This is a genomic window from Streptomyces sp. GbtcB6 (assembly GCF_019091475.1).
GTDB classification, from domain to species: Bacteria; Actinomycetota; Actinomycetes; order Streptomycetales; family Streptomycetaceae; genus Streptomyces; species Streptomyces hyaluromycini.
The window spans coordinates 200,191-223,550 of sequence record NZ_JAGXJL010000009.1 but is presented as its reverse complement, the minus strand read 5'-3'; the positions used below and the strand labels follow the sequence as shown (position 1 = coordinate 223,550).

General features: G+C 71.7%; 24 protein-coding genes. 11 read left to right on the top strand and 13 right to left on the bottom strand.

Features of this window, described 5'->3' with window-relative positions; all coding sequences use genetic code 11:
- Entirely contained in the window at nt 1-1,278 is a 1,278-nt protein-coding gene (locus KVT45_RS17925) for an MFS transporter (RefSeq protein WP_308310778.1), read from the bottom strand.
- A 47-nt stretch (nt 1,279-1,325) separates the two neighbouring features.
- Here KVT45_RS17925 and KVT45_RS17920 point away from each other — a divergent pair, with 47 nt between their 5' ends.
- Complete coding sequence (locus tag KVT45_RS17920; protein WP_217548575.1) at nt 1,326-1,724, top strand: MerR family transcriptional regulator; 399 nt, start codon at nt 1,326-1,328, stop codon at nt 1,722-1,724.
- Nucleotides 1,725-1,808: 84 nt separating this feature from the next.
- Here the strand turns inward: KVT45_RS17920 and KVT45_RS17915 are convergent, their stop codons facing one another.
- From KVT45_RS17915 to KVT45_RS17900, 4 genes are all read right to left on the bottom strand, one after another.
- Complete coding sequence (locus KVT45_RS17915; RefSeq protein WP_217548573.1) at nt 1,809-2,372, bottom strand: hypothetical protein; 564 nt, start codon at nt 2,370-2,372, stop codon at nt 1,809-1,811.
- A 152-nt stretch (nt 2,373-2,524) separates the two neighbouring features.
- Nucleotides 2,525-2,980, bottom strand: a complete 456-nt coding sequence (locus KVT45_RS17910; RefSeq protein WP_217548571.1) for a DUF1153 domain-containing protein — start codon at nt 2,978-2,980, stop codon at nt 2,525-2,527.
- Between the two features lie 154 nt (nt 2,981-3,134).
- On the bottom strand, nt 3,135-3,731 hold the full coding sequence (locus tag KVT45_RS17905) for a hypothetical protein (protein WP_217548569.1): 597 nt from the start codon (nt 3,729-3,731) through the stop codon (nt 3,135-3,137).
- A gap of 359 nt (nt 3,732-4,090) precedes the next feature.
- A complete protein-coding gene (locus KVT45_RS17900; protein ID WP_217548568.1) occupies nt 4,091-5,329 on the bottom strand; it encodes a 4-hydroxybenzoate 3-monooxygenase in 1,239 nt (412 codons plus the stop codon).
- Between the two features lie 473 nt (nt 5,330-5,802).
- On the opposite strand from KVT45_RS17900, the gene KVT45_RS17895 reads away from it, so the two are divergent.
- Both KVT45_RS17895 and KVT45_RS17890 read left to right on the top strand, forming a co-directional pair.
- Nucleotides 5,803-6,591 carry a DUF5995 family protein gene (locus KVT45_RS17895; RefSeq protein WP_217548567.1) on the top strand — a complete coding sequence of 263 codons (789 nt, stop codon included), beginning with the start codon at nt 5,803-5,805 and terminating at the stop codon, nt 6,589-6,591.
- Between the two features lie 485 nt (nt 6,592-7,076).
- Nucleotides 7,077-8,453: a glutamate decarboxylase gene (locus KVT45_RS17890; protein ID WP_217548566.1), complete on the top strand. Its 1,377-nt coding sequence runs from the start codon at nt 7,077-7,079 to the stop codon at nt 8,451-8,453.
- Between the two features lie 221 nt (nt 8,454-8,674).
- Here the strand turns inward: KVT45_RS17890 and KVT45_RS17885 are convergent, their stop codons facing one another.
- From KVT45_RS17885 to KVT45_RS17875, 3 genes are all read right to left on the bottom strand, one after another.
- Nucleotides 8,675-9,202, bottom strand: coding sequence for a hypothetical protein (locus KVT45_RS17885; protein ID WP_217548565.1), 528 nt, complete (start codon nt 9,200-9,202; stop codon nt 8,675-8,677).
- A 157-nt stretch (nt 9,203-9,359) separates the two neighbouring features.
- Nucleotides 9,360-10,478: a Gfo/Idh/MocA family protein gene (locus KVT45_RS17880; RefSeq protein WP_217548564.1), complete on the bottom strand. Its 1,119-nt coding sequence runs from the start codon at nt 10,476-10,478 to the stop codon at nt 9,360-9,362.
- The gene (locus tag KVT45_RS17875) at nt 10,478-11,275 is read right to left on the bottom strand and encodes a sugar phosphate isomerase/epimerase (RefSeq protein ID WP_217548563.1); all 798 of its coding nucleotides are present in this window, start codon (nt 11,273-11,275) and stop codon (nt 10,478-10,480) included. Before KVT45_RS17875 ends, KVT45_RS17880 begins: the two co-directional genes overlap by 1 nt.
- 82 nt (nt 11,276-11,357) lie before the next feature.
- On the opposite strand from KVT45_RS17875, the gene KVT45_RS17870 reads away from it, so the two are divergent.
- Genes KVT45_RS17870 through KVT45_RS17860 form a run of 3 tightly spaced genes read left to right on the top strand, consistent with a single transcriptional unit; the run spans nt 11,358 to nt 13,266 of the window.
- Nucleotides 11,358-11,987, top strand: coding sequence for a TetR/AcrR family transcriptional regulator (locus KVT45_RS17870; protein ID WP_217548562.1), 630 nt, complete (start codon nt 11,358-11,360; stop codon nt 11,985-11,987).
- Nucleotides 11,988-12,030: 43 nt separating this feature from the next.
- Nucleotides 12,031-12,696: a nitroreductase gene (locus KVT45_RS17865; protein WP_217548561.1), complete on the top strand. Its 666-nt coding sequence runs from the start codon at nt 12,031-12,033 to the stop codon at nt 12,694-12,696.
- A gap of 45 nt (nt 12,697-12,741) precedes the next feature.
- The gene (locus KVT45_RS17860; RefSeq protein WP_217548560.1) at nt 12,742-13,266 is read left to right on the top strand and encodes a hypothetical protein; all 525 of its coding nucleotides are present in this window, start codon (nt 12,742-12,744) and stop codon (nt 13,264-13,266) included.
- Nucleotides 13,267-13,306: 40 nt separating this feature from the next.
- Here the strand turns inward: KVT45_RS17860 and KVT45_RS17855 are convergent, their stop codons facing one another.
- Together KVT45_RS17855 and KVT45_RS17850 are read right to left on the bottom strand one after the other, a co-directional pair.
- A complete protein-coding gene (locus tag KVT45_RS17855) occupies nt 13,307-14,236 on the bottom strand; it encodes an amidohydrolase family protein (protein WP_217548559.1) in 930 nt (309 codons plus the stop codon).
- 165 nt (nt 14,237-14,401) lie between these two features.
- Entirely contained in the window at nt 14,402-14,665 is a 264-nt protein-coding gene (locus KVT45_RS17850; protein WP_217548557.1) for a DUF2630 family protein, read from the bottom strand.
- Between the two features lie 424 nt (nt 14,666-15,089).
- Here KVT45_RS17850 and KVT45_RS17845 point away from each other — a divergent pair, with 424 nt between their 5' ends.
- Nucleotides 15,090-16,445: an RICIN domain-containing protein gene (locus tag KVT45_RS17845; RefSeq protein WP_254646975.1), complete on the top strand. Its 1,356-nt coding sequence runs from the start codon at nt 15,090-15,092 to the stop codon at nt 16,443-16,445.
- Between the two features lie 313 nt (nt 16,446-16,758).
- Here the strand turns inward: KVT45_RS17845 and KVT45_RS17840 are convergent, their stop codons facing one another.
- The 3 genes from KVT45_RS17840 to KVT45_RS17830 form a co-directional block, all read right to left on the bottom strand.
- Nucleotides 16,759-18,000, bottom strand: a complete 1,242-nt coding sequence (locus KVT45_RS17840) for an MFS transporter (protein WP_217548554.1) — start codon at nt 17,998-18,000, stop codon at nt 16,759-16,761.
- A 213-nt stretch (nt 18,001-18,213) separates the two neighbouring features.
- Complete coding sequence (locus tag KVT45_RS17835) at nt 18,214-18,651, bottom strand: Fur family transcriptional regulator (protein ID WP_217548716.1); 438 nt, start codon at nt 18,649-18,651, stop codon at nt 18,214-18,216.
- Between the two features lie 79 nt (nt 18,652-18,730).
- On the bottom strand, nt 18,731-18,937 hold the full coding sequence (locus KVT45_RS17830; RefSeq protein ID WP_217548552.1) for a DUF2180 family protein: 207 nt from the start codon (nt 18,935-18,937) through the stop codon (nt 18,731-18,733).
- Nucleotides 18,938-19,117: 180 nt separating this feature from the next.
- Here KVT45_RS17830 and KVT45_RS17825 point away from each other — a divergent pair, with 180 nt between their 5' ends.
- The 4 genes from KVT45_RS17825 (at nt 19,118) to KVT45_RS17810 (ending at nt 23,345) form a co-directional block, all read left to right on the top strand.
- On the top strand, nt 19,118-19,837 hold the full coding sequence (locus tag KVT45_RS17825) for a GntR family transcriptional regulator (RefSeq protein ID WP_217548550.1): 720 nt from the start codon (nt 19,118-19,120) through the stop codon (nt 19,835-19,837).
- A complete protein-coding gene (locus KVT45_RS17820; RefSeq protein WP_217548548.1) occupies nt 19,834-20,826 on the top strand; it encodes an ADP-ribosylglycohydrolase family protein in 993 nt (330 codons plus the stop codon). Before KVT45_RS17825 ends, KVT45_RS17820 begins: the two co-directional genes overlap by 4 nt.
- Before the next feature lie 84 nt (nt 20,827-20,910).
- Nucleotides 20,911-22,395, top strand: coding sequence for a cytosine permease (locus KVT45_RS17815; protein WP_254646931.1), 1,485 nt, complete (start codon nt 20,911-20,913; stop codon nt 22,393-22,395).
- Nucleotides 22,392-23,345 (top strand): PfkB family carbohydrate kinase, encoded by a 954-nt coding sequence (locus KVT45_RS17810; RefSeq protein ID WP_217548547.1) that lies wholly within the window; start codon nt 22,392-22,394, stop codon nt 23,343-23,345. The genes KVT45_RS17815 and KVT45_RS17810 overlap by 4 nt, the downstream gene beginning before the upstream one ends.
- Nucleotides 23,346-23,360: the final 15 nt, after the last annotated feature.

The following is a 23,360-nucleotide window of genomic DNA, read 5'->3' as shown; positions in this document are numbered from 1 at the left end:
TCACGGGCCCGTTCCGGCTGGTCCGCCTCTCGGATGTGCCCGGTGTCTCCCCCAGGTGCGTACCGCGGTGGCGATGACGGCGAGGGTGATGGTCGCGGTCCCCGAAGCGGTCAGTACCTGCCGGGGTCCCAGGGCAGCGCTGAGAGGGCCGCCGAGCGCAGTGCCCACCGGGGAGGCGGTGAGCAGGGCGGCGCCTCGGGCGGCCAGGACGGTCGTCAGCCAGGCCGCCGGCGTGCGGTTCTGGAAGAGGGTGAAGGACAACGCGGTGAACGGGCCGTAGACCAGGCCGCCCAGGGCGAAGCAGACAAGAGTGATGCTGGTGGACACGTCCAGCCCGAAGGGCACAAGCATCAGGCCCCAGCCTGCGACGATGCCCAGGGTGACCGGCCAGAGCGGAAGCCTGCGCAACGCGCCGGCCGCCAGGCCACCGACGACAGCACCCGCCCCGAACAGGGTCCAGTACAGCCCGAGAAGGCTTGCGTCTTTGTGGAGGTCGTCGGTGACATGCAGCGGGAGCGCAACCTCCACTGGTCCGTAGAGGAAGTTGAAGAACCAGGTCAGTGCGAGAATGCCGAGAAGCTCGGGTTCTCCGCGCAGCAGGTGCAGACCGGCGCCCGCCCGTCCGTTGTCGACCGGCGCGGCCGTCGCTGCGGCCTGGGCCTTGCCGCCCAGCCGGCCGACCTGGACGGCGAGGACGGCGAAGGACACCGCATCGAGCCCGATGATCCAGGCCGGGTTGATCCTTGCCGCCAGGAGTCCGGCAAGTGCGGGACCCACGATGACGGACGCCGAGGCGCTCGAACTGACCAGCGCGTTCGCGGCCAGCCGCTGGTCCTGGGGCAGCATCCGGGAGAGCAGTGAGTACTTTCCCGCACTTCCCCAGGCGTGCAGCACCGACGATCCGGCGAGCAGGACGACATAAAGAACCGGATGCAGCACTCCTGCGGCCCAGGCCAAGGGCACGGACCCGAGCAGCAATGCGCGAAGCCGGCTGTCTGCGGCCAGTAACCGCCGGGGAGGCACACGACTCAGCCGACGGCCGAGGGCCAAAGCCCCCGCCGCACCGGGAAGGGCGTAGGCGGCGACGGCCGCACCCACGACCAGCCCCGACTGCCCGGGAGGCGCGATCAGAACCCCCAGCCACGCCACGGCGACCAGGCTCATCCCGTCGCCGAGGTCGGAGGCCGCCAGGGCCGGCAAGAGCCGTCGGAACTCGGGATGTGAAAACAGCGGCCGATACGTCGGCGGCAGCAGGCGAGTTGTCGATGGAATGGGCACCCGGTCAGACTCGTGGTTCAAGCGTGCTTGAAGTCAAGGGGGGACCAGTGCGAGAGCTGGGCATCGGTGATCTTGCGCGGCAGGTCAGGATGCGGCCCTCGGCCCTGCGCTACTACGAGAGCATCGGCTTGTTGCCGCCCGCCAGACGAGTCGCGGGCCGACGCGTCTTTCCGGCCGGCACCCTGAGGCGGATCGCGCTGGTCAGAATGGCGCAGCGGGCCGGGTTCACCCTCGCCGAGATCCGCCGGCTGCTGGACACCGACACCGGCCGGGGCGCCACCCGGCAGTGGCGCACCCTCACGGAGCGCAAGATCCCCGAACTGGACCGGTTCATCCAGGAGACACAGGCCCTGCGGAACGCCGTCGCGGACTGCCTTGCCTGCGGGTGCATGAACTTCGACAGCTGCCGGCTGCTCTCCTCCGACCCAGCCGCGGAAGACACCTGAGACAGTTCTGAGCAGCGTGCCCGGTGGCGGAACCCGATGGCGGCTGCGGCTCCCTTTCCCCCTCGTCCGTAGGGGCGTGGTCCATCAGCCGGTACCGCCCGTGCCGCCGGTGCCGCCGCGGCCGCCGCTCTCACAGCCGAGCCCGAGGCAGATCCCGCCACGGCCGCCCGTGCCGCCGCGGCCGCCGTCGCCGGTGCCCACCACGGCTCCGCCCGTGCCGCCGGTGCCGCCGTTGGCGCTGCCGCCGCAGATCCCGGCGCAGATCCCGCCCGCGCCGCCGGTGCCGCCCTCACGGCCGGGCGTGCCGGTCGTGCCGGTGCCACCGTTGGCGCTGCCGTTGCACAGTCCGGCGCAGATCCCGCCCTGGCCGCCGTTGCTCCCGTTGACGGTTGCGTTGCAGTTGCCCGCACACACCCGGTCGCCGATCCGCACACTGCCGTCGCCACCCTTGATGGGCCCGAACTGGCCGATGCCGCCGCCCGGCCGGGCGCTGTCGGCGGGAAGCTGCCGGGCGGCCGCGGTGGCCGTACGGCTCTGCGGCACCGGAGCCGCCATCGCGGCCGGCGCCAGCGCACCGGCTACGACACCAGCGGTCAGGGCGGCCGAGAACGTGAGACCGATACGGACCTTCCAAGAACGTATACGCATGGCATTCCTCTTTCCAAAGAATTGTTTTCCGTACTGCGGTTTCCGCTGCATCGAATAAACCCGGTCTTGGGCCGTGCCGTCACGGCCCGGGAACTCGGGGCTTGACAGGAACGCCCCGGCCCGCATCGGGCCGGGGCGCAGGGGGAATTTCCTCAGGAGCCGAAGAGGGAGTTAAGACCCAGCAGCGCGGCCCAGTCCCCGTTGCGCAACTGCTTGTCCCACGTGTCGAACTCCTTCTCGGAGATCTTGTACTTCTTGACGACCTCGGCCTTCTTCGCCTGCCCGGACTCCACGGTCAGCACGATCCGTGCCTTGTCCAGGCCCGTGAGCTCCGACTTGGGCTTGTCGGGCAGGTCGCCGAAGGTGAAGCAGCCGGGCTTGCCGGGCTTGCCGGGTTCTCCCGGCTGACCGGGCGCACCGCCCTTCCCGCCCTCTCCGCCCTTCCCGCCTTCTCCACCATGGCCGCAGTGGGACAGGGCGGCCGGGGCCGTCCGGCTGGTTCCTGTGGTGACGCCCGGCGCCGCCTGGGCGGCACACGCGGTGCCGGTGGCCAGGGCCAGCGAGGCCACCGCCAGGACGAGCGGACGCTGCCAGCGAGTTCTGGACATGGGGGTTCTCCGTTTTCCTTGATCGAGGTTGTGGTTCTGCGGGCGCTGCGCCGGCCGTTCGGCTCCGCGCACCGGTCAACGAGGTGCGGGGATGGGAAGTGGGGGGGTGGGGGCGGAGGCCGCGTGGGCCTTCGCCCCCACCGGGGCGAGACGGTCAGAAGATGCTGCCGCCGCCGGCACCGCCGGCACCGCCCAGGCCGCCGAAGAGGACACCGAGCCCGCCCGCGCCGCCCTTGCCGCCGTTGCCGCCCTGGAAGACACCGAAGCCGCCGTTGCCGCCCTTGCCTCCGTTGCCGCCCTTGAGGATGCCCGAGCCGCCGGAGCCGCCGGAGCCTGCGCTGCCGCCGAACAGGCCGGAGCCGCCGTTGCCGCCGGAGCCGCCGTTGCCGCCGACGACACCGTCGCCGCCACCACCACCGCCGCCGCCACCACCGCCGGACAGGATGCCGGCGCCTCCGTTGCCGCCCCTGCCTCCGTCACCGCCGGTGCCCAGGACGCTGCCGCCGCCGGAGCCGCCGGAGCCCCCGCCGCCGCCGATCAGGCCGCCGCCTCCGGCACCTCCGTCACCGCCGGCGCCGCCGCCCTGGACGAAGCTCACGACATGCGCGGCGGGCATCGGGGCGGCCATCGCGGCGGACGCCGGAAGGATGATGCCCCCGGTGATCACCGCGGCCGAGGCGGCGAGTGCCGCGAGGCGGGAGCCCCGGCGCTTGGAACGGATGCCGCTGCGGGTACGAGAAATACGGGTCATGGGTTCTCTCCTGTCGATACTGTCGATACATGGGGTTTTTCTGTCTGCCCCGGAAATTCCGGACGACGGCCGGTGAAGCGTTCTCGCCGGACCGCCCGAGCGGGACAACTCGCGGTTTCAACGGAAGCGGGAATCCCCTGTCGGGATTTCCGTCCCACCGTTCTGCCTCATTTGTGTTCCGGATTTCCTTCCCGGTGAGGCCCGCACTTCAAGTAGGCCCCGCGGACACCGCAGGGTCACGTTCCGAGGGGTCGTGACTTGACCCGACGGGATGAATCAGGTAAAGCACGCAAAAGGGGCACGCGAGTGCGGCCGCGGCCACTGGGCCGTGCCGGCCCAAGCGCGTTCCGCGGCGTTGGTCAGCGGCCGGTGGAGGCGGGGCGGTCCTGGGCCGGGTCCAGGCCGGTCATGAGTTCCGCGAAGGCCCGCGCGGCCGCCGGAGAGCTGAAGAGCCGGTCGAGGCGGGCGCGGGCCAGACGCTGCAGGAACGGGCCGCAGCGGGTGGCGTCGCCGGCGTCGTGGACCGTCCGGGTCAGCCAGTGGGAGAACTCCTGGTCGCTCCACACGCGCCGCAGGCAGCGCTCGGAGTAGGTGCGCAGGGCGGTGTCGTCGCCGTCGCGAACCTGGTCGCGGACGGCGCGGGCGAAGAGATCGGCGTCGTACAGGGCGAGGTTCATGCCCTTGCCGCCCATGGGGGACACGATGTGGGCGGCGTCCCCGACGAGGAACAGCCGCCCGTACTGCATGGGCTCGTTCACGAGGCCGCGCAGCCGGAAGGTCTCGCGGTCGGTGATCGGGCCCGCGGTCAGGGCGGGGTCGGCGAGCCGGGTGCGCAGCGCGTCCCAGATGCGGTCGTCGGGCCAGGCGCCGGGGTCGTCGTCGGGCGGGCACTGGAGGTAGTAGCGGCTGCTGTGCGGTCCGCGGGGGAAGTGCGCCGCGAAACCCTGCGGGCTGACGGCGAGCAGGGGGTGGGCGGGCGGCGGCGCGTCGGCGAGGACGGTGAGCCAGCCGATGCCGTGGTCGAGGGTGTGGGCGGTGAGGTGGCCGTCGGGGACGGCGGTGCGGGTGACGCCGTGCTCGCCGTCGCAGCCGGCGACGAAGGCGCAGCTGATCGCGTGCGGGGTGCCGTCGGCGGAGCGGTAGCGGACCATCGGGCGGTCGCCGGTCAGGTCGTGCAGGGTGACGTCGGCCGCCTCGTAGCGCAGGTCGCCGCCGTCGGCGAGGTGGGCGGCGGTGAGCTTCTGCACGAGGACCTGCTGGGGGCACAGACGCGCTCCGGGGCCTTCTGAGCCGTCGCTGTCGTCGACGAGGTGGCTCTCGCCGTCCACCCTGAACTCCAGGATGCCGTCGTGCGGCGGGCCGCCCAGCACCAGGTCGGCCAGTCCCCAGGACTCGAACATCCGCACGGCGCGGGCCTCCACGATGCCGGCCCGCTGCCGCTGCGCCACGTGCTCGCGGCTGCGGCGTTCCAGGACGACGCAGTCGATGCCGCACCTGCGCAGCAGACTCGCGACGGTCAGCCCGGCCGGGCCCGCGCCGATCACCACGACGGTCGCGGATTCCGGTGTCTCATCCAACTGCCGTGCGCCCTCGGCCACTTGGCACCTCCAGGCTCAGCGTAGCCGAGTGCGGCCGACGGTGAAGCGGCGCGCTCCAGGCCGGGCCCACACGCTCCAGGCCGGGTGGCTGCCGCCGCACAACGACCGCAGACCGCGCCTGCGCGCCCAGCCACACCAGAGACCGCACCGAAGACCACACCGGAAGTCACACCCCGGACGGACCGTCGCCCGTGCCACCGGAACGACGCTGCGTCCGGCAACGGGCTCGAACGAGCACGTGCCGCACGATCGTGGCCACCGCAGTGACCAGCTCGGTGGTCGCGAAGCGGTCGGCCCACCCCCAGCCCCCGGGTGCGCCGCGGCCGCGGCGGGCAGGTTGCGGGGCCCGCGTCCTGTTTCCCGCACAGCAGGACCCGCTCCCGGTGCACGGTGGTAGGACAGGGCTGCCACCCGCACACCCACGGCTCACCGTGTGCGCGCCGGGCACCCAGACCACGGGAGGGGAACCGTACATGACGGCACAGAACATCGACGACGTCGTGGACAGACTCGCCGGGATCGTGCAGGAAGCCGGCCGCGCCGGCGACCGGGCCGGATACTTCGCGGCCCTGTACCGGCAGGTGACCGTCGAGATCCGCACCGCCATCCACAGCGGACTGTTCGAAGACGGCGCCCGGATGGACCGCTTCGACACCCTCTTCGGCAACCGCTACTTCGACGCATACGACGCCTGGCGCCGCAACCGCGGCGGACCCCGCTGCTGGCGCGAGACCTTCGGCCTCCTCGACGACGCCGACACCATCATCGTCCAGCACCTGCTCCTCGGCGTGAACGCACACATCAACCTCGACCTGGCCATCGCCGCCGCCCGAACCAGCCCGGGCAGCAGCATCCGCACACTGCAGCACGACTTCCAGCTGATCAACGACATCCTCGCGCGAGTGGTACTGGCCGTGCAGGACTCCGTCGACGCCCTGTCCCCGTTCATGTCCCTGCTGGACCGGGCCGGAGGCCGCACCGACGAACAGATCCTGGACTTCAGCATCCGCCAGTCCCGCCAGGAGGCCTGGCACAACGCCCTCCTCCTCGCCGGCCAGAACGACACCGAACGCGCCGCCACCATCGAACGGCTCGACATCCGCGCCACCGTACTCGCGCGGCTCATCACACGGCCGGGCGGCCTCCTCCGCCCCGCCCTGGAAGTCATCCGCCACACCGAGAACAACGACGTACCAGCCGTCATCACCCACCTCGACAACGCCATGCGGCAAACCACCACCGGGCACGGTCCCGCAGACTGACCCTCCGGCACGCCACAGGTGGAGGGAGAAGGAAGAAGGGGGAGGGGAAGGGGGCCGCGGGGCTTCGGCGGTCGCGTGCGGGACGGAGCGGGATACGGACCACACCGCACCGGCAGGCCGACGACGGCGGAGTCACTTGTACAAGGCTCCCGTCCGGGCACCGCACAGCCCCTGTGCACAGCGGAGCCACTCCCCCACGGCACCCGCGCAACTGGGCCGCGCCCTCCTGCTGCTGACCGTCACCTGGGCACACGCGCCGCACAAGGCCCCGTGCCGAACGCGGTCGCATCGACATCGCCCGGACACCCCCGCCGCCCGAAATCCCCTGCTGCCCCCATCCGCCCGTATACGCAAGGGAAAATTCAGTTCATCGGTGCGCAAATCGATCGCTGGATCGGTGCAATCGGCACACATGTCGCACCTCGCGGCGATCTAGCGTCGAAAGTGCACGGGGGCCACACGGACCAGAAAGCACCGAGGCACACATGCCCATCCCGGATACCGACGTCATCTCCGCGACCGCGTTCGACACCCTCACCCCGCCCGCCGCCACCGACCCGTACCTGCCCGTCGACGAACTGCCGCACTCGGCGTCCTCACCCGACCTGGTGCTCCAGCGGCTCCGCGACGAACTCGCACTCGACGGCAACCCGCAGCTCAACCTCGCCACCTTCGCGACCACCTGGATGGAGCCGCAGGCTCGCCAGCTGATGGCCGACACCGCCGAGAAGAACCTCGCCGACCGCGCCGAGTACCCCCAGATCACCGCCATGGAAGAACGCTGCGTACGGATGCTCGCCCGGCTGTGGCACGCACCGCACCCCGAACAGGTCCGCGGCTGCTCCACCACCGGCTCCAGCGAGGCCGCCATGCTCGGCGGCCTCGCCCTCAAACGCCGCTGGCAGCAGCGCCGAAGGGCACAGGGCAAGGACACCACCCGCCCCAACGTGGTGATGGGCGCCAACGTCCAGGTCTGCTGGAAGAAGTTCGCCAACTACTTCGAGGTCGAACCGCGCTACGTCCCCGTGGAACCCGGCCGCTACCACCTCACCCCCGACACCCTCACCGCCTACTGCGACGACAACACCATCGGCGTCGTCACGGTCCTCGGCTCCACCTACGACGGCTCCTACGAGCCCGTCGCCGACATCTGCATGGCCCTGGACGGCTACCAGGCCGCCACCGGCACCGACATCCCCGTACACGTCGACGGCGCCTCCGGCGCCATGGTGGCCCCCTTCCTCGACCCCGGCCTCATGTGGGACTTCCAGCTCGAGCGCGTCGCCTCCATCAACACCTCGGGCCACAAGTACGGGCACGTCTTCCCCGGCCTGGGCTGGGCCCTGTGGCGCGACACCCACGCCCTCCCCGACGACCTCGTCTTCGACATCGACTACCTCGGCGGCCGCTCCCCCAGCTTCACCCTCAACTTCTCCCGGCCCGGCGCCCACATCGCCGCCCAGTACTACACCCTCCTGCGCTACGGCTTCGAAGGCCTGCACCACCTCGCCCTCCGCAGCCGAACAGCAGCCCACACCCTCGCCACCCGCATCCGCGCCATCCCGCCCTACGAACTCATCACCGACGGAACCCAACTCCCCGCCTTCGCCTTCCGCCTCGCACCCGGCACCCACGGCTTCACCGTCCACGACGTCTCCCACGCCATGCGCACACGCGGCTGGCACCTGCCCGCCTATGCCCTGCCCACCCCGTGCCACGACATCTCCGTCCTCCGACTCGTCGTCCGCACCGGACTCACCACCCAGCTCACCGACACGTTCATCACCGACCTGACCGAAGTCACCCGACGACTCCTCCCCCACCAACCCGTACTCGCCGCCCAAACCCCTGCCACCGCCTGAGCGGCGGCACGCGGCAGCACCGCCGGGCCGGTCCAGGGTGGTACCCGGCGCCCATGCCTCCAGGCCGCCGTCCGGTCACCGCTGACCTCCGCGGCGGCCTGGAGGCATGGGCCCGGGCGAGTACCGGTGGCCGCCGCAGGATCCCGATCGCCGACGTGTCCCGCCACAAGACCCCGCCCGATTCCGGAGCGTGGTGCGGCGCCCCGCTCTCGTCCCCGCGGTCACCAGAGCCCGCTCGGCTCCCTTCCGGCCGCTCGGAGCAGGATGTCCCGCGTGGAACCCATCCCGTACTTGTCGACCTCACTGGAGAGTTCGGCCACCTCCAGCAGGAGCGGCCGGATGTCGACACCGGCGGCGCGGGCCTGCCCGCAGAGGCCGTTCAGGCCGACCATCATGTCCCGCGTGTCGCGGCCCTGGTCCTCGACCGACATCTCCACCAGCCGCTGCCGGAAGCCCTGGGGCGTGGGCTCGAAAGGCAGCGTCGTCGCCCAAGTGAACGAGTGACACCGCTCCAGGAGTGCGCGCAGGGCGGCCCGGTCGCCCTCGTCGCCCTCCTGGTAGAGGGAAAGCACGTCCCGCAGCGCGGCCTCCGCCTCCAGCCGCATCCCCGCCTCGTCCAGCGAACGCGAGCCTTCCTGCATCTTCCGCGTCCAGTCGGGGTCGGTGAGGTCCACCGGCCTCGTCGCAATGGGCTCGATGCACGCATCGATCACCCCGACCCATTCCTCGAGCTCGGCCAGTTCCCTCATGGCACCCTTCCCCGTCCGGCCCAGCGCGGTGGCATGCCGCTGCCCGCACTCCGTGGCGGGAGGACGGGGCCGTAGGAGCATAAGGCGCCCACGGCCCCCACCCGCAGAATGGCCCTCGGCGACGCCAAGTGACAGCGGCCGGCACGCGGCAGGCGCCTCAGACGGTGGCTCCGAAGGGGTCCCGGTCCTCGGGGACGAGGGGTGTCCCGGGAGCGGCACTGGCGACACGGACGGTCTCGCCCGAGGTGACGGCCTCGTCGATGGAGGTCATGGTGTCCAGGACGTGGTAGCCGAGGTCCCCGGTGGCGATGTGCGGGCCTCCGCCGCGGACGGCCCGTGCCATGTCCAGGACGCCGAGACCGCGGCCGGCCTCGATGCCCACCGGGGTGACGGTCTCCCACTCGGGATCGCGGCCCCGCTGCGGGACGCGGGTGATCCTGACCTGGCCGGCGAAGGTGTTGGGGTCGGGCAGGACCAGGGTGCCTTCGGTGCCGGTGATCTCGACGAATCCGGTGCGGGTGAGCGGGGAGTCGAAACTGAACACGCTCTGGCCGACCCCGCCGCCCTCGAACTGGGCGAGTGCCGAGACGTGGGTGGGTACGGACACCTCGAACTCGGTGCCCGCCCGCTCTCCGCTGCGTACCGTACGGACCGCGCGGGCGGTGGAACCGAGCGCGGCGACCCGGGTCACCGAGCCGAACAGGCAGACCAGGGCGGTGAGGTAGTAGGGCCCCATGTCGAAGAGGGGGCCGGCGCCCTTGGCGAACAGGAACTCGGGGGCGGGGTGCCACAGATCCGGCCCCGCGTACTGCATGACCGTCTGCGCGGACAGCGGGGTGCCGATGTCGCCGCGGGCGACCGCCCGCAGGGCCGTCTGCAGGCCGGGGCCGAGAATCGTGTCGGGGGCGACTCCGATCCTGAGGCCGGCCGCGGCCGCCTGGTCGAGCAGCGCCCGTGCGTCGGCCCGGTCCACGGCGATGGGCTTCTCGGACCAGACGTGCTTGCCGGCGGCCAGGATCGCCGAGCTGACCTCCGCGTGGACGGCGGGGACGGTCAGGTTGACGACGATCTCGGTGTCCGGGTGGGCGAGGACGTCCGCGGCCGTCCCCCACTCCTCGACGCCGTACTTGCGGGCCTGGGACTCGGCGCGCGCGGTGTCGAGGTCGCCCACGACGAGCACATGTACGTCCGGGAACCTGGTGAGGTTGGTCAGGTACTGGTCGCTGATGTTCCCGGCACCGATGACGCCGACGCCGACCGGGTGCTGTGCCGCCATCAGCCGATGCCTTTCTGGTTCAGGTAAGTGACGCCCGCGGCGACGCCCTCGAAGATGTCGCCGTCGTAGTGGTCGAACTCGATGACGGCGTACTCGGCGTGCGGGGCCGCGGCCAGCGAGTCGTCCAGCCTTATCTGTCCACGGCCGGGGGCGACCTGGCCGGTGTCGGCCGGGTCGAAGGGGGCGCCCGAGGTGAACGGGTCGTCGATGACGGCGCCGTCCTTCACGTGCAGGGCGCGCACCCGTGAACCGAGGCGGTTCAGCAGGGCGACGACGTCGTTGCCGCCGGCCGAGGCCCAGAACAGGTCGATCTCCAGGGCGACTTCCGGGTTCAGCCGGTCGGCGAAGAAGTCGAAGGCGTCGACGCCCGCGACGGTGTGGACGAACTCCTGCGAGTGGTTGTGGTAGCCGACGCGGAGTCCGTGGTCGGCCGCCCGTTCGGCGGCGTCGTTCAGGAGGGCGGCGGTGCGGGCGATCTCCTCCTCGTCGGCCCACCGGGCCGCGGGGACGAACGGATCGAAGAGGATCTCCACGCCCAGCCGGCGCGCGGCCCGGAACGTCTCGTCCAGGGAGGCCGCGGACGCTCCGTCGGGCGACAGGAAGGCGGCGTGCCCGGTGGGCGCGGACAGACCGTGCCGGGCGAGTGCGTCGGCGAGTTCGTCCGCGCGGTGCACGAAGTCGAAGGCCTCGACGTTGGTCAGGCCCAGGGCGGCCAGTTGGCCGAGGGTCGCGTCCTGGTCGGCCTCTAGGGCGTGGCGTACGGAGTAGAGCTGAACCGACATCTGCGGTGTCGACATGGTGACTCCTCTCGGGGCGGACGGCCACTGAACAGAATACCGACAGGGGTGACGGTTTCTAGGGGTCGTTAGCATCTCGTTCATGGCACGGGACACGGCGCGGCAGGGGACGGCCCCACGGAACTACCCCAAGGGGGAGCGGCGGCGCGCCCAGATCATCGAGGCCGCGTTCACCGCGTTCGGGCAGGTCGGCTACCGCAACGCGAGCATGGTGCAGCTCGCCGCCGCCTGCGGTGTCTCACGCGCAGGCCTGCTGCATCACTTCCCCACCAAGGAGTCGCTGCTGGAGGCGGTCCTCGAAGAGCGCGAGCGCCAGGACGACGAGCACTTCTTCCAGTCGGGTGCGGTCGGCCACGACGGCCTGGAGTACTTCGCCAGCATGATCCGGCTCGTCGCCCACAACCAGGCCAACCCGCTGATCGTGAGCCTGTTCGCGGTGCTGTCGAGCGAGGCCACCGCGGCCGACCACCCGGCGCGCCCGTACTTCGTTACACGCTACGAACGTGCCCGCCGGGAGATGCAGTCGGCCGTCGACGACCTGGCGCGTCGCGGTCTGCTGCGTCCGCATGTGGAGGCGTCGGGGCTGGCGGCGGATCTGATCGCGTTCATCGACGGCCTGCAGATCCAGTGGCTGCTCAGCCCGGACGCCATCGACATGCCGGGGCACCTGCGCACGCTTCTCCGCAGCCTCATCAGCGTCGAACTTCCGTAGTTCCGCCGCCCGTCGGGGGGCTGTTTCGAAAGGACGAGCCGACGTGGACGTGTACGAAGCCGTGGACAGCCGGCGGGCGGTGCGCGCGTTCAGTGCCGAGCCGGTGCCCCGGGCAGTACTCGAACGGGTGCTGGCCGCGGCACGGCGGGCACCGTCGAGCGGGAACCTCCAGCCCTGGCAGGTGTACGTCGTGACCGGCGAGCCGTTGGCCGAGCTGAAGCGGCGGGCGACGGCCAGGGCCCTGGCGGGAGACCCGGGCGACGAACGCGAGTATCCGATGTACCCGGCCGAGCTGAGCCCGCCGTATCTGGACCGCTTCGCCGCGGCGGCCGCCCAGCGGTACGCGGCGCTGGGCATCGAGCGCCAGGATCCGGAACGGCCCGTGAAGATCGCCGCGTTGAACTCGGGGGCGTTCGGGGCGCCGGTCGTGCTGTTCTGCTACCTGGACCGGGCGATGGGCCCCGGTCAGTGGGCGGACGCCGGGATGTACCTGCAGACGGTCATGCTGCTGCTCAGGGCGGAAGGGCTGCACAGCTGTCCCCAGGTGATGTGGACGATGTACCGCGAGACCGTCGGCCGGCTGGTCGGGGCCGGTGACGGGCTGGTGCTGCTGTGCGGTCTCGCGGTGGGCTTCGAGCGGGAGGGCACGCCACCGGTCCGCACCGGACGGGCCGATGTGACCGAGACGGTGAGGTTCATCGGGGAGTGAGCCGGCCGGTGGGCTCAGGTGGAGCGGTGTGTTTGAATGCCGCGCATGGACGGCTCCGACCGCATGTGGATCAGCGCGATCCCTTCACTCGACCCGGACACCCGGGAAGTGATCCTGGACCTCGATCACACGTCAGACGATCCGGCCGAGCAGATGGCCTGCATGCTGCTGAACCGGGGGCACGAGGGTGAGGCCGGAGTGTTCTACCTGCTGCCGGAGGATCTGTCGGCCCGGTATGAGCGGAGGGGGGACCGGCTCTCCGTGTCCCTGCTGGCCCGTCGGGACGTCCTCGCCCGGGATCTGACCTCACGTCCGGCCGCGCTGCGTGCGCACCTCGACCGGCTCCCCCGCGATCCCGGCGGCGAAGGGCTGGTCATCCTCGTGCGCCGGGAGGCCGTCACCGACTTCGTACCCCCCGAACGGGACGGTTTCCAGCAGCCCGTCGCACTGATCGACCACAACATCGAGCACGGCGAGGGGCCGGTAGCCCTGGCGGAGTTGGTGAGCCTGTTCGAGAGCGGCGAGGCGGGCGTCGCCGTCGTCGCCGCGCCCGGACCGCCGCCCGCCTGACCGCGGCCCGGCGTTCCACCACGCGGTGTGTGCGTGGCGGTCACAGCAGGAAGAGGCGTGCCGCGTTGTCGTGGCACACCGCCCGCAGCCACTCCTCACCGAGCTCCAGCCTCTCCAGGGCGTGGAGCTGGTGCATGTAGGAATACGGGATGTTGGGGAAGTCGGAGCCGAGCAGGACACGGCCGCCGAGGGCGGCGACGCGGGGCAGGGCCCGGGGCGGGAACGGCATGAACCGCTCGGTGAAGTCGGTGAACGCCATCGTGGTGTCCAGCCGCACCTCCTCGTAGCGCTCGGCGAGGCCGAGGAACTCCTCGTACTCGGGCATCCCCATGTGCGCGACGATCAGCCGCAGCCTCGGATGCCGCGCCAGTACCCGCGCGATCGGGCCGGGGCCGGTGTGCTTGCCGGGGGCGGGACCGGAGCCGCAGTGGATCACCACGGGAATCCCGGCGTCGGCCAGCAGCCCCCAGGTCCGGTCGAGGAGTTCGCCGGCCGGGTCGTACCCGCCCACCTGCACATGTGCCTTGAACACCCGGGCGCCCGCTTCGACGGCCGCACGGACGTACGTCTCGACGCCGGGCTCGGGGAAGAGGGTCGCCGTGTGCAGGCAGTCGGGGGTACGGCGGGCGAAGTCGGCGGCCCATGTGTTCAGCCAGGCCGCCATGCCGGGCTTGTGCGGGTAGAGCATCGCGGTGAAGGACCGGACGCCGAACTCCCTGAGGAGGGCGGTGCGTTCGGCCTCCTCCTTCCGGTAGGCGATGGGCCACTGGAGGTCGCCGATCAGCGGTCCGTTCGTGTCGAAGTAGTTCCAGACCTTGTGCAGGACCCGCTCGGGCATGAAGTGGGTGTGGACGTCGATCAGTCCGGGGAGACCGAGCCGCTCCCGGAAACGGCGGATCTCGCCGCTCTCCTCGTGCGGGCCCGCGTCGGGTTCGGCGGGGGCGGCGGGTGCCGTGCGGCGATCGTTCATACCGGCCACGATCGTTGCCGGTGAGCGACGAGTCCAGTCCCTGTCGGCCGGCGGTGCGGGGACGCGTCGTACCGCCGGGCGGCGGGCACGGCCGCGCGGAGGCGAGGAGGGCGGCACCCCGGTGCGGGGGCCGCCCTCCTGGCACGTCGTCGGGCCGGTGCGGTCTCAGGACAGGTAGCGCTCCACCTGCGACGCCGGGCGGACGTTCGCCTCACCGGGGTCCTGGCCCGCCGCGACCCTGGCGCGGCGCTGGCGGAGCAGGTCCCAGCACTGGTCGAGTTCCGTCTCCAGGCGGGCCAGGCGGGCGTGCTCGGTCGTCCCGTCGATCTCCTGCTGCGCCAGGCGATCACGCAGGTCCTTCTCCTGGCTGATCATTTCCGCGATGCGGCCGAGGATCTGCTTCTCGGCCTCGGCCTCTGGTCCTGTCATGACTACCTCATTCCGGACGACGGAGTGGATCACGGTTATGACGGGGCGTTCGCCGGTACCTCCGCGCCCGCCCCCGTCCCACCACCTTCCCACCTTCTCTCACCCGGCCCCCAACCGCATCGGCCGGGCGACCGAACCCCGGTGGCGGTCAGGCGCCCGAAGCCCTGGCCCGGCAGGTCCCGGCAGGCCGGGAGAGCGGTCGCCGCGGGCCATGCCCGGTGCGCTTCTCGCAGGCCGTGACCGTCGCGGATGTCCGGGACCGGTTCGGCGGGCCGGCGCCCGCGGCCTGGTGACGGAGCATCAAATTCCTTTGTGTGATGTGGAATTCAAGTGGGACGACTGGCGCGGGACGCGTTCCGGCGGGTAAGTCATGGCTCTGTCACCATCGGCAACTCCTGCCACAGCGAAGGGATATCCCGTGCGTCTGCGCTCCTTGCGCGTCCTGTGCTGTTCCGCCGTCCTCGCCCTGTCGGCGCCCGTGTTCCTCCCGGGCACCGCATCGGCCGCGGTCCCGACGGCCTCGGTCTACCTCCAGAACTACGTCACCGGCCTCAACGCCGCCGACAGCGGCGGCACCGTGGCCGCGCACAACCCCAAGGGCAACGAGGACCACCAGCAGTGGACCGCCGTCGCGGTCAGCGGCGGCTACCAGCTCCAGAACGCCGACGAGTCCGGCACCTGCCTGGGGCGCAGCGGCACCGCCGTGGTCACCGCCGGCTGCGGGGCGGACGGCACCACCTGGACGATCACCGCGGGCGCCGACAGCACCTACTCCGTCAGCGTCCCCGGCACCTCCCAGTACCTCACCGGCTCGTCCTCCGACTCAGCCGCCGTACAGGTCGGCTCCTCCGGCGACCTCGCCCGCTGGTACCTCACCCCGGTCTCCTACGCGACCACGGCGATGCCCTCCGCCGACACCCGCACCCTCGACCAGGTCACCTTCCTCACCGCCCACAACGCCTTCGCCAACAGCTCCGACGGCAACTTCGCGTCCTTCCCGGTCAGCCTGTTCCCCAACCAGAACTACGGCATCAGCCGACAGCTGTCCGACGGGGTGCGCGGCTTCATGCTCGACGACTACACGGTCTCCGGCCAGGCCGTGCTGTGCCACAACAGCTGCGACGGCGTCAGCAGCCCGGTCCCGCTCGCCGCCGACCTCCAGCGCATCGTCGACTTCCTCAAGGCCAACCCCGGCCAGTTCGCCACCGTCTTCCTGGAGGACTACGCCTCCTCCGACGTGCTGAAGTCGTCCCTCGCCACCGTCAACGGCCTGTCCGACGTGCTGTACCGGCCCGACCAGGAGGGCGTGGCCGCCAAGGGCTGGCCCACCATGGCCGATCTCGCGGCCCGCGGCAAGCAGTTGCTGATCTTCAGCGACCGGACCCGGGCGAGCGACAACGCCAACGGCTGGACCACCCGGGACACGTTCGGGGTGATGTACCAGCGCGAGTGGACCGTGGAGAACTACTGGTCCATGGGCGGCGGGCTCGGTGGCTCCGACTGGTCCTGCTACAGCCGCTGGGGCACCGACAGACCGCTCACCACGGACTCGTCCGCCTTCCACCCGCTGTTCGTGATGAACCACTTCCGGGACTATCCCATCGCCGGCACCGCCGCCACCGACAACGGCAAGATCCTCAACCGGGCGCAGAACTTCTGCACTCCTGCCGCCCGGAAGAAGCCCAACTACGTGGCCGTGGACCGCTATGACACCGGGTCGCCCACTCCGCTGACCACGGTGGGCACCCTCAACACGTACATCCTCACGCCGGGCCAGTGAGCGGCGGCCGGCCGGGGCGGCGGGCAGGCCGCCGCCCCGGGCGGCGCGGGGTACGGAACCGGTTCGCCGACGGAATCCGGTGCGGGAGTCGGCAGACCGAGCGGGGCCACGCCCGGTCCCGAAGCCGGTGTCGAGCGGGCCGCTGTCAGGCACCTGCACGAGCCGGGCGAGCCGAACACGACGGGCGAGCCGGACGGGGCAGGTGAGCCGGACGCGGCGGGCGTGCCCGGCGGCCGCTGAGCGGCCTGGCCCGCGGGACGGACAACGGGTCGGGGACCGGGATGCCGCCGTGTCGGGCGGGTGGGCCGGCGGCTCAGCCCCGGTTCGGTTCGGTCAGGTCCGGTGCGGGTGCGGGTGCGGCGGTCTGCGCCGGCTCCGCGGTGACCTTGCCGGTGACCACCTTCGAGGGGCGGTTGCCGCGGTCCAGGAGGCCGCCGGTGACGGCCAGTCCCAGGCCGGCCGCCGCGAGGACCGCGCCGACCAGGTTGGGCGCGGCCCAGCCCCAGCCCGCCGAGATGACCAGGCCGCCGAGCCAGGCCCCGGCCGCGTTGGCCATGTTGAAGGCGGAGTGGTTGGAGGCCGCCGCCATCGTCGGGGCGTCCTTCGCGTTGATCATCAGCAGCATCTGGACGGGCGTGGTGATGAGCGCGCCCATCGCGCCGATGAAGGTGACCGTCACCAGGGCCGGGACCGTGCTGTGGACGGTGAAGTAGAACGTCACCAGTGCGGCGCCCAGCAGGATGATCCCGGCGTACATCGTCGGGCGCAGGGCGCGGTCGGTGAGGGGGCCGGCGAGCAGGGTGCCGAGGGTCATGCCGACGCCGTAGAGGGCGAGGACCCAGGTGGTCGAGGCGTCGGAGATGCCCGTCAGGTGCGTGAGCATGGGGACGAGATAGCTGTAGACGGCGAAGAAGCCGCCGAACCCGACGACGGCGGTGGCCAGGCCGATGAAGACCTGCCGGTTGCCCATCGCCCGCAGTTCCTGCCGGATGCCCGCCTGCGGGCCGCGCGGCTGGTGGGGCACGAGGAGGGCGAGCGCGAGGAGCGCGACGAGGCCGATGACGGCGACCGCGCAGTAGGCGTACCGCCAGCCGAGATGCTGGCCTAGGGCGGTGCCGGCGGGGACGCCGACGATGTTCGCGATGGTGAGGCCGAGGAAGATCCGGGAGACGGCGCGGGCCGCGCGGTCGGCGGGCACCAGCCGGGAGGCGACGACGGCGCCCACGCCGAACAGGGCGCCGTGCGGGAGTCCGGCCAGGAAGCGGGCGGCGAACAGCAGGCCGAAGTTCGGGGCGAGCGCGGACGCCGTGTTGCCCACGACGAACAGCCCGGTCAGCAGAAGCAGCAGCCGCTTGTGGGGTACACGCGCGCCGATGCCGGTCAGCACGGGGGCGCCGACGACGACGCCGAGGGCGTAGGCCGAGACGAGGTTGCCGGCATGCGGCACCGACACCCCGACGCCGTCGGCGATCTGGGGCAGCAGGCCCATGGTGGCGAACTCGGTGGTGCCGATGCCGAACGTGACGACGGCAAGGGCCAGCAGAGCCAAAGGCATGGTGAGCGGGGGAACCTTTCGGGGACGGCGGGTTCGGGGAGAGGAAAGCGGGTCGGACCCGAAAGGTGTCTCCACCCCCGATGGCCGGCCGCACCGAGCACCCTTGCCCAGTCCACCCCGAGAACGTTGCAGCGGGATGCGGCGAGCGCGCATTCCTGGATCGGCTCACGCAGCGGGGTGAGGTGCGTCACTCGGGGGTCACGTCGGCAGAAGCTATTGCTGTGCGGCGGCCTGACGGCACTGCGCGCACAGTCCCCACCAGGTGATCTCGGCCTCGTCGACGGCGAAGCCCTTGTCCTCGTCGGGGGTGAGGCACGGTGCCGCGCCGACGCTGCAGTCGACGTCCTCGATCAGACCGCACCGGCGGCAGACGAGGTGATGGTGGTTGTCGCCGACCCGCAGCTCGTAGCGGGCGGGCGAACCGGCGGGCTCGATACAGCGGACGAGGTGGGCCTTCGTCAGGTCTTCCAGCACGTTGTAGAGGCCCTGCCGGGAGAGTCCGCCGGTCTCGGCCCGGTCCGTGCCGATACGTGTTTCGAGATCGGCCGCCGTGGAGTGCGGATGGCCTTGCAGCGCGGTCAGCACGGCCCTGCGTTGGGCCGTGCTGCGCAGTCCCTTGCGCTTGAGCAGGTCGCCCGCGGTCTGCTCCATGGTCATTTCGCTCTCCTACGGCATCCCAACCGTTCCGCCCTTTGAGTGCACGATACAACCAGAGTTGACTCGGTCAGTTCTAGGAAGCCTCCGCCGTACGGCACGTGCCGCAGACCAGGCGCCGGGACGGAAGGACGCTCGTCATGGGGATCACCCCGATGGGACGCTGGACGGTGGTCTGCATGACCCGTGAGTGATCGGCGCAGGTGAAGAGGCCGCAGCGGGTGCAGGCGCCGATCCCGTTGGTGTCGTGACGCCCCGCCTGGGCGCAGTCGTAACAGTGCATGTCGCTTCCCGATGAGACGGCCCACTCGCCTGTGCGGTGGGGTGCGTGATGGCCGTGCGCCGACGGGGTCTCGCCACCTCGGCACGCATCGAACATAACCCCCTAGTTTTGACAGAGTCAAGTTTAGCGAGCGGGTCGGAACCTCTGGACCAACGGCACTTGTTCACTTACTGTCTAGACATGCCTGGACAGGTTCACAAGCACCATCGCATCGCCCGTGTACTCGCCGACGAGATCCGCGCCGGGGTCCATGCCGACGGCAGCCGGCTCCCTGGGGAGCACGCGCTCAGAGAGCGGTTCGGCGTCAGCCGCACCACCCTTCGGCAGGCCCTTCAGGTTCTCGGCGAGGAGGGCCTCATCGCCACCCACGCGGGCATCGGCTCGTTCGTCACCTTCGACGGGACACCGCTCGACAACCGCCTGGGCTGGACCCGGGCGCTGGCCGCGCAGGGCTCCGAGCTGACGACGGAGATCCTCCGCTTCGAGGAGGTCGCCGATCCGGAGCTGGCCGCCCGACTCGCGCTCGCGTCCGACGCGTTCATCGCCCTGGACCGGGTCCGGCGGCTGCCCGACGGGCGGGGCGTGTCGCTGGAGCGCAGCAGGGTGCCGGTCACCGGGAATCTGGCCGGGCTGCCGGAGCGCGGACTCGACGGGGGTTCGCTGAGCCGGGCGCTGATCGCGGCGGGCCGGGTCACCGACTCCGGTGAGGGTGTCGTCTCTGTACGCGGGCTGGCGGAGGCCGAGGCCGCCGTACTGCACCGCTCCCCCGGCGAGTCCTTCCTCCGGCTCGACCAGGTGTACCGGGCCGCCGACGGCTCGGTGGTCGAACAGGTCGGCAGTCTGCTCGATCCCGCCCGCTTCGAACTGCACGTCCGCTCGGGCAACGGAGGCCGCTCGTGACCGACCGACTCGACCGCGCCCTGGGCGCCTTCTACGGACTCGCCCTCGGTGACGCCCTCGGGATGCCCACGCAGGTGATGTCCAGGCAGGACGTCGTACGGGTGTACGGCACCGTCACCGGCTTCGAGGCCGCCCGTCCCGACAACCCGGTCAGCGCGGGCATGCCCGCCGGCTCGGTAACCGACGACACCGACCAGGCCGTCATCGTCGGCCGGCTCCTCGTGGAGGGGCACGGCCGGATCGATCCGCTGCGGCTGGCCCACGAACTGCTCGACTGGGAGAAGGAGATGAAGGCCAAGGGGTCCTTCGATCTCCTCGGCCCGTCCACCAAGGCCGCGCTGGACGCGGTGGCCCGTGGTGTCCCCCCGCGCGAGGCGGGCCGCAACGGTACGACGAACGGCGCCGCGATGCGCGTCACCCCGGTGGGGATCGCCTTCGCCGCCGACCCGCTCGACGCGTTCGTCGACCGTGTCGTGGAGTCGTGCCAGGTCACCCACGACACGACCATCGGCATCGCCGGTGCGGCCGCCGTGGCCGCGGCCGTCAGCACCGGAGTTGACGGCGGCTCACTCGACGAGGCCGTCAGCGCCGCCGTGTCCGCCGCCCGTGCCGGTGCGCGGCGCGGGCACTGGATCGCCGGGGCGGACATCGCCGCCCGGATCGAGTGGGCCCGGGAGCTGGTGCGGGGCCGTACCGAGGCCGAGGCCCTGGACCGGGTCGTGGCGCTCGTCGGCACCAGCGTGGCGAGCCAGGAGTCGGTGCCCGCCGCCTTCGCGGTGCTCGCCCTGGCCGACGGCGACCCGTGGCGGACCGCGCTGCTCGCCGCCAACCTCGGCGGGGACAGCGACACCATCGGGGCGATCGCCGGCGCCGTCGCCGGCTCGGTCGCCGGGCTCTCCGCGCTGCCCGCCGAGGCCGTCCGCACGCTGCGCACCGTCAACTCCCTCGAGCTGGAGCCCTTGACGGCCCGCCTGCTCGCCTACCGCTGAACCACCCCGTCACCCCCGTCGGCCGACCGACGCTCCACTCCGCCCCGCCACCCGCCCTTCCGCACCCTGCAAGGAGGTTCCGTCATGGCCGTTTCGAAGACGAACGATCGCGTCGGTACCGTCGAGACCCGGGGGATCGAACCGGTCCCCGACAGTGAACGGCGCGGCCATGCCGGCCAGATGTTCTGGACCTGGTTCGCCGCCAACATCAGCATCCTCGGGCTGCCGCTCGGTGCCACCCTGGTGGCGTTCCGCGGCCTCGACATCTGGCAGGCGGTCCTCGTGGCCGTCCTCGGATCCTTCGGATCCTTCGCCCTCGTCGGTGCCCTGAGTCTGGCCGGCAAGAAGGGCGGCGCCCCGGCCCTCACGCTCTCCCGTGCGGTCTTCGGGCAGCGGGGCAACGCGGGGCCGACCCTGATCACCTGGCTGAGCCGGGTCGGCTGGGAGACCATCTCCACGACCACCGCGGCCTATGCGCTGCTGGCGCTGCTCGACACGGCGTTCGGTGTCCGGAAGAACACCGTGCTCACCCTGGTCTGCCTGCTGGTCTTCATCGCCTGCACGCTGCTCATCAGCGGCCTCGGCCACGCCACCATCATGTGGATCAACAAGTGGGCCACGGTCGTCTTCGGCCTCCTGAATCTCGTCGTCATGGGCTTCCTGATCTCGACCGTCGACTGGACCAAGGTCCTCGACGCCCCGGCGGGTCCGGTCAGCGCGGTGGTCGCCGGGGTGGGCTTCATCGCCTCCGGCACGGGCATCGGATGGGCCAACGCCGGTGCGGACTACGCCCGTTACCTGCCGCGCGCGATCCCGGGCCGCCGGCTCGTGGTGGCCTCGGCGTTCGGCGCGGGCATCCCGCTGGTGCTGCTGATCTCGCTCGGCTCCCTGCTCTCCGCGGGCGACCGGACGCTGGCCACCGCCTCCGACCCGGTCGCGGCGGTCAACGCGATGCTGCCCTCGTGGATGGCGGTCCCCTACCTCGTCGCGGCCTTCGGCGGACTGCTGATGTCGAACCACCTCTCCACGTACTCCGCGGGGCTCACGATGATCACCCTCGGGCTCCGGGTCCCACGCGCGTACGCCGTCGCTCTCGACGTCATACTGATGTTCGCGGGCGGCATCTACTTCATGCTGGTCGCCGACGACTTCTACGGGCCGTTCTCGACCTTCCTGACGCTGCTGGCCGTACCCATCTCGGCCTGGATCGGGGTGATCGCGGTGGACTCGCTGCGCGGCCGCGACTACGACCCGCGGGCCCTGATGGACACCACCCGTTCCAGCGCCTACTGGTACTCGGGCGGCTTCCGGCTGCCCGCGGTCCTCGGCTGGGCGCTCGCCATCGTCGCCGGCCTGCTCTTCACCAAGGCGTCGACCAGCGCGGACGACGTCTGGTTCGCGGGCCCGCTCTCGGACACCTGGTTCGGCGTCAACGGTCTCGGCTGGGCCGTCTCGATGGCCGTCGCCGCCGGGGTGTACGCGCTGTTCGGCCGGCGTTCCGGCCCCGCCGCGGGTGAAAGCGGCGTCGAAACCTCCTCCTCCGCTCGCCTCCAGGGAGCCGACCGATGACCGGCCGGGTGGTCCTCGCCGGGAACGTGATCGCCGATCTGGTGATCGAGGTCCCCGCACTGCCCGAACGCGGCGGTGACGTCGTCGGCACGCGGACCGAGACAACCGCAGGCGGCGGTTTCAACATGCTGGTGGCGGCCCGCCGCCTGGGCACCGAGGCCGTCTACGCCGGTCTGCACGGCACCGGACCGCACGGCGATCTGGTCCGCGCGGCGCTGGCCGCCGAGGACATCGGAACGCTGCTCCCCGCCCGCACGGACCGGGACACCGGCTTCACGGTGGCGCTGGTCGACTCCGGCGGCGAACGCACCTTCGTGACCAGCTTCGGGGCGGAAGCCACGCTGGCCCCGGCCGATGTGGCCGCCGTCGCGGCGCGCCTGCGTCCCGGTGACCTCGTCCAGCTCTCCGGTTACGGGCTGGCCCTGCCGGGCAACGGCCCGCTGCTGTCCGGCCTCGCCGCCGCACTGCCCGCCGGGAACACGCTCTGTCTCGATCCGGGGCCTCTGGTCGCCGACATCCCCGAGAGCGTCCTCGCGCCCGTCCTGGCCCGCACCGACTGGCTCAGCACCAACGCCCGCGAGGCCCGCCTCATGACCGGGCACGAGGATCCCGGTACCGCGGCGGCGGCGCTCGGGCAGCGACTGGCCCCCGGGGCCGGGGTGCTCGTACGGGCCGACAAGGACGGCTGCTGGCTGGCCGCCCCCGGTCAACCGCCCGTGCACGTACCGGGTTTCCCGGTCACCGCCGTGGACAGCAACGGCGCGGGCGACGCGCATGTCGGTGCGTTCCTCGCCCTGCTGGGCGAGGGGCTCGATCCGTTGACGGCCGCGCGCGGCGCCAACGCGGCGGCGGCCTGTGCGGTGACCCGGCGCGGCCCGGCCACCGCGCCCGGCCGGACGGAACTGGCCGCGTTCCTGGCCGGCGACCCCCTCGCCGAGCGGCTCGCCTGACGTACTCGCGGGCCT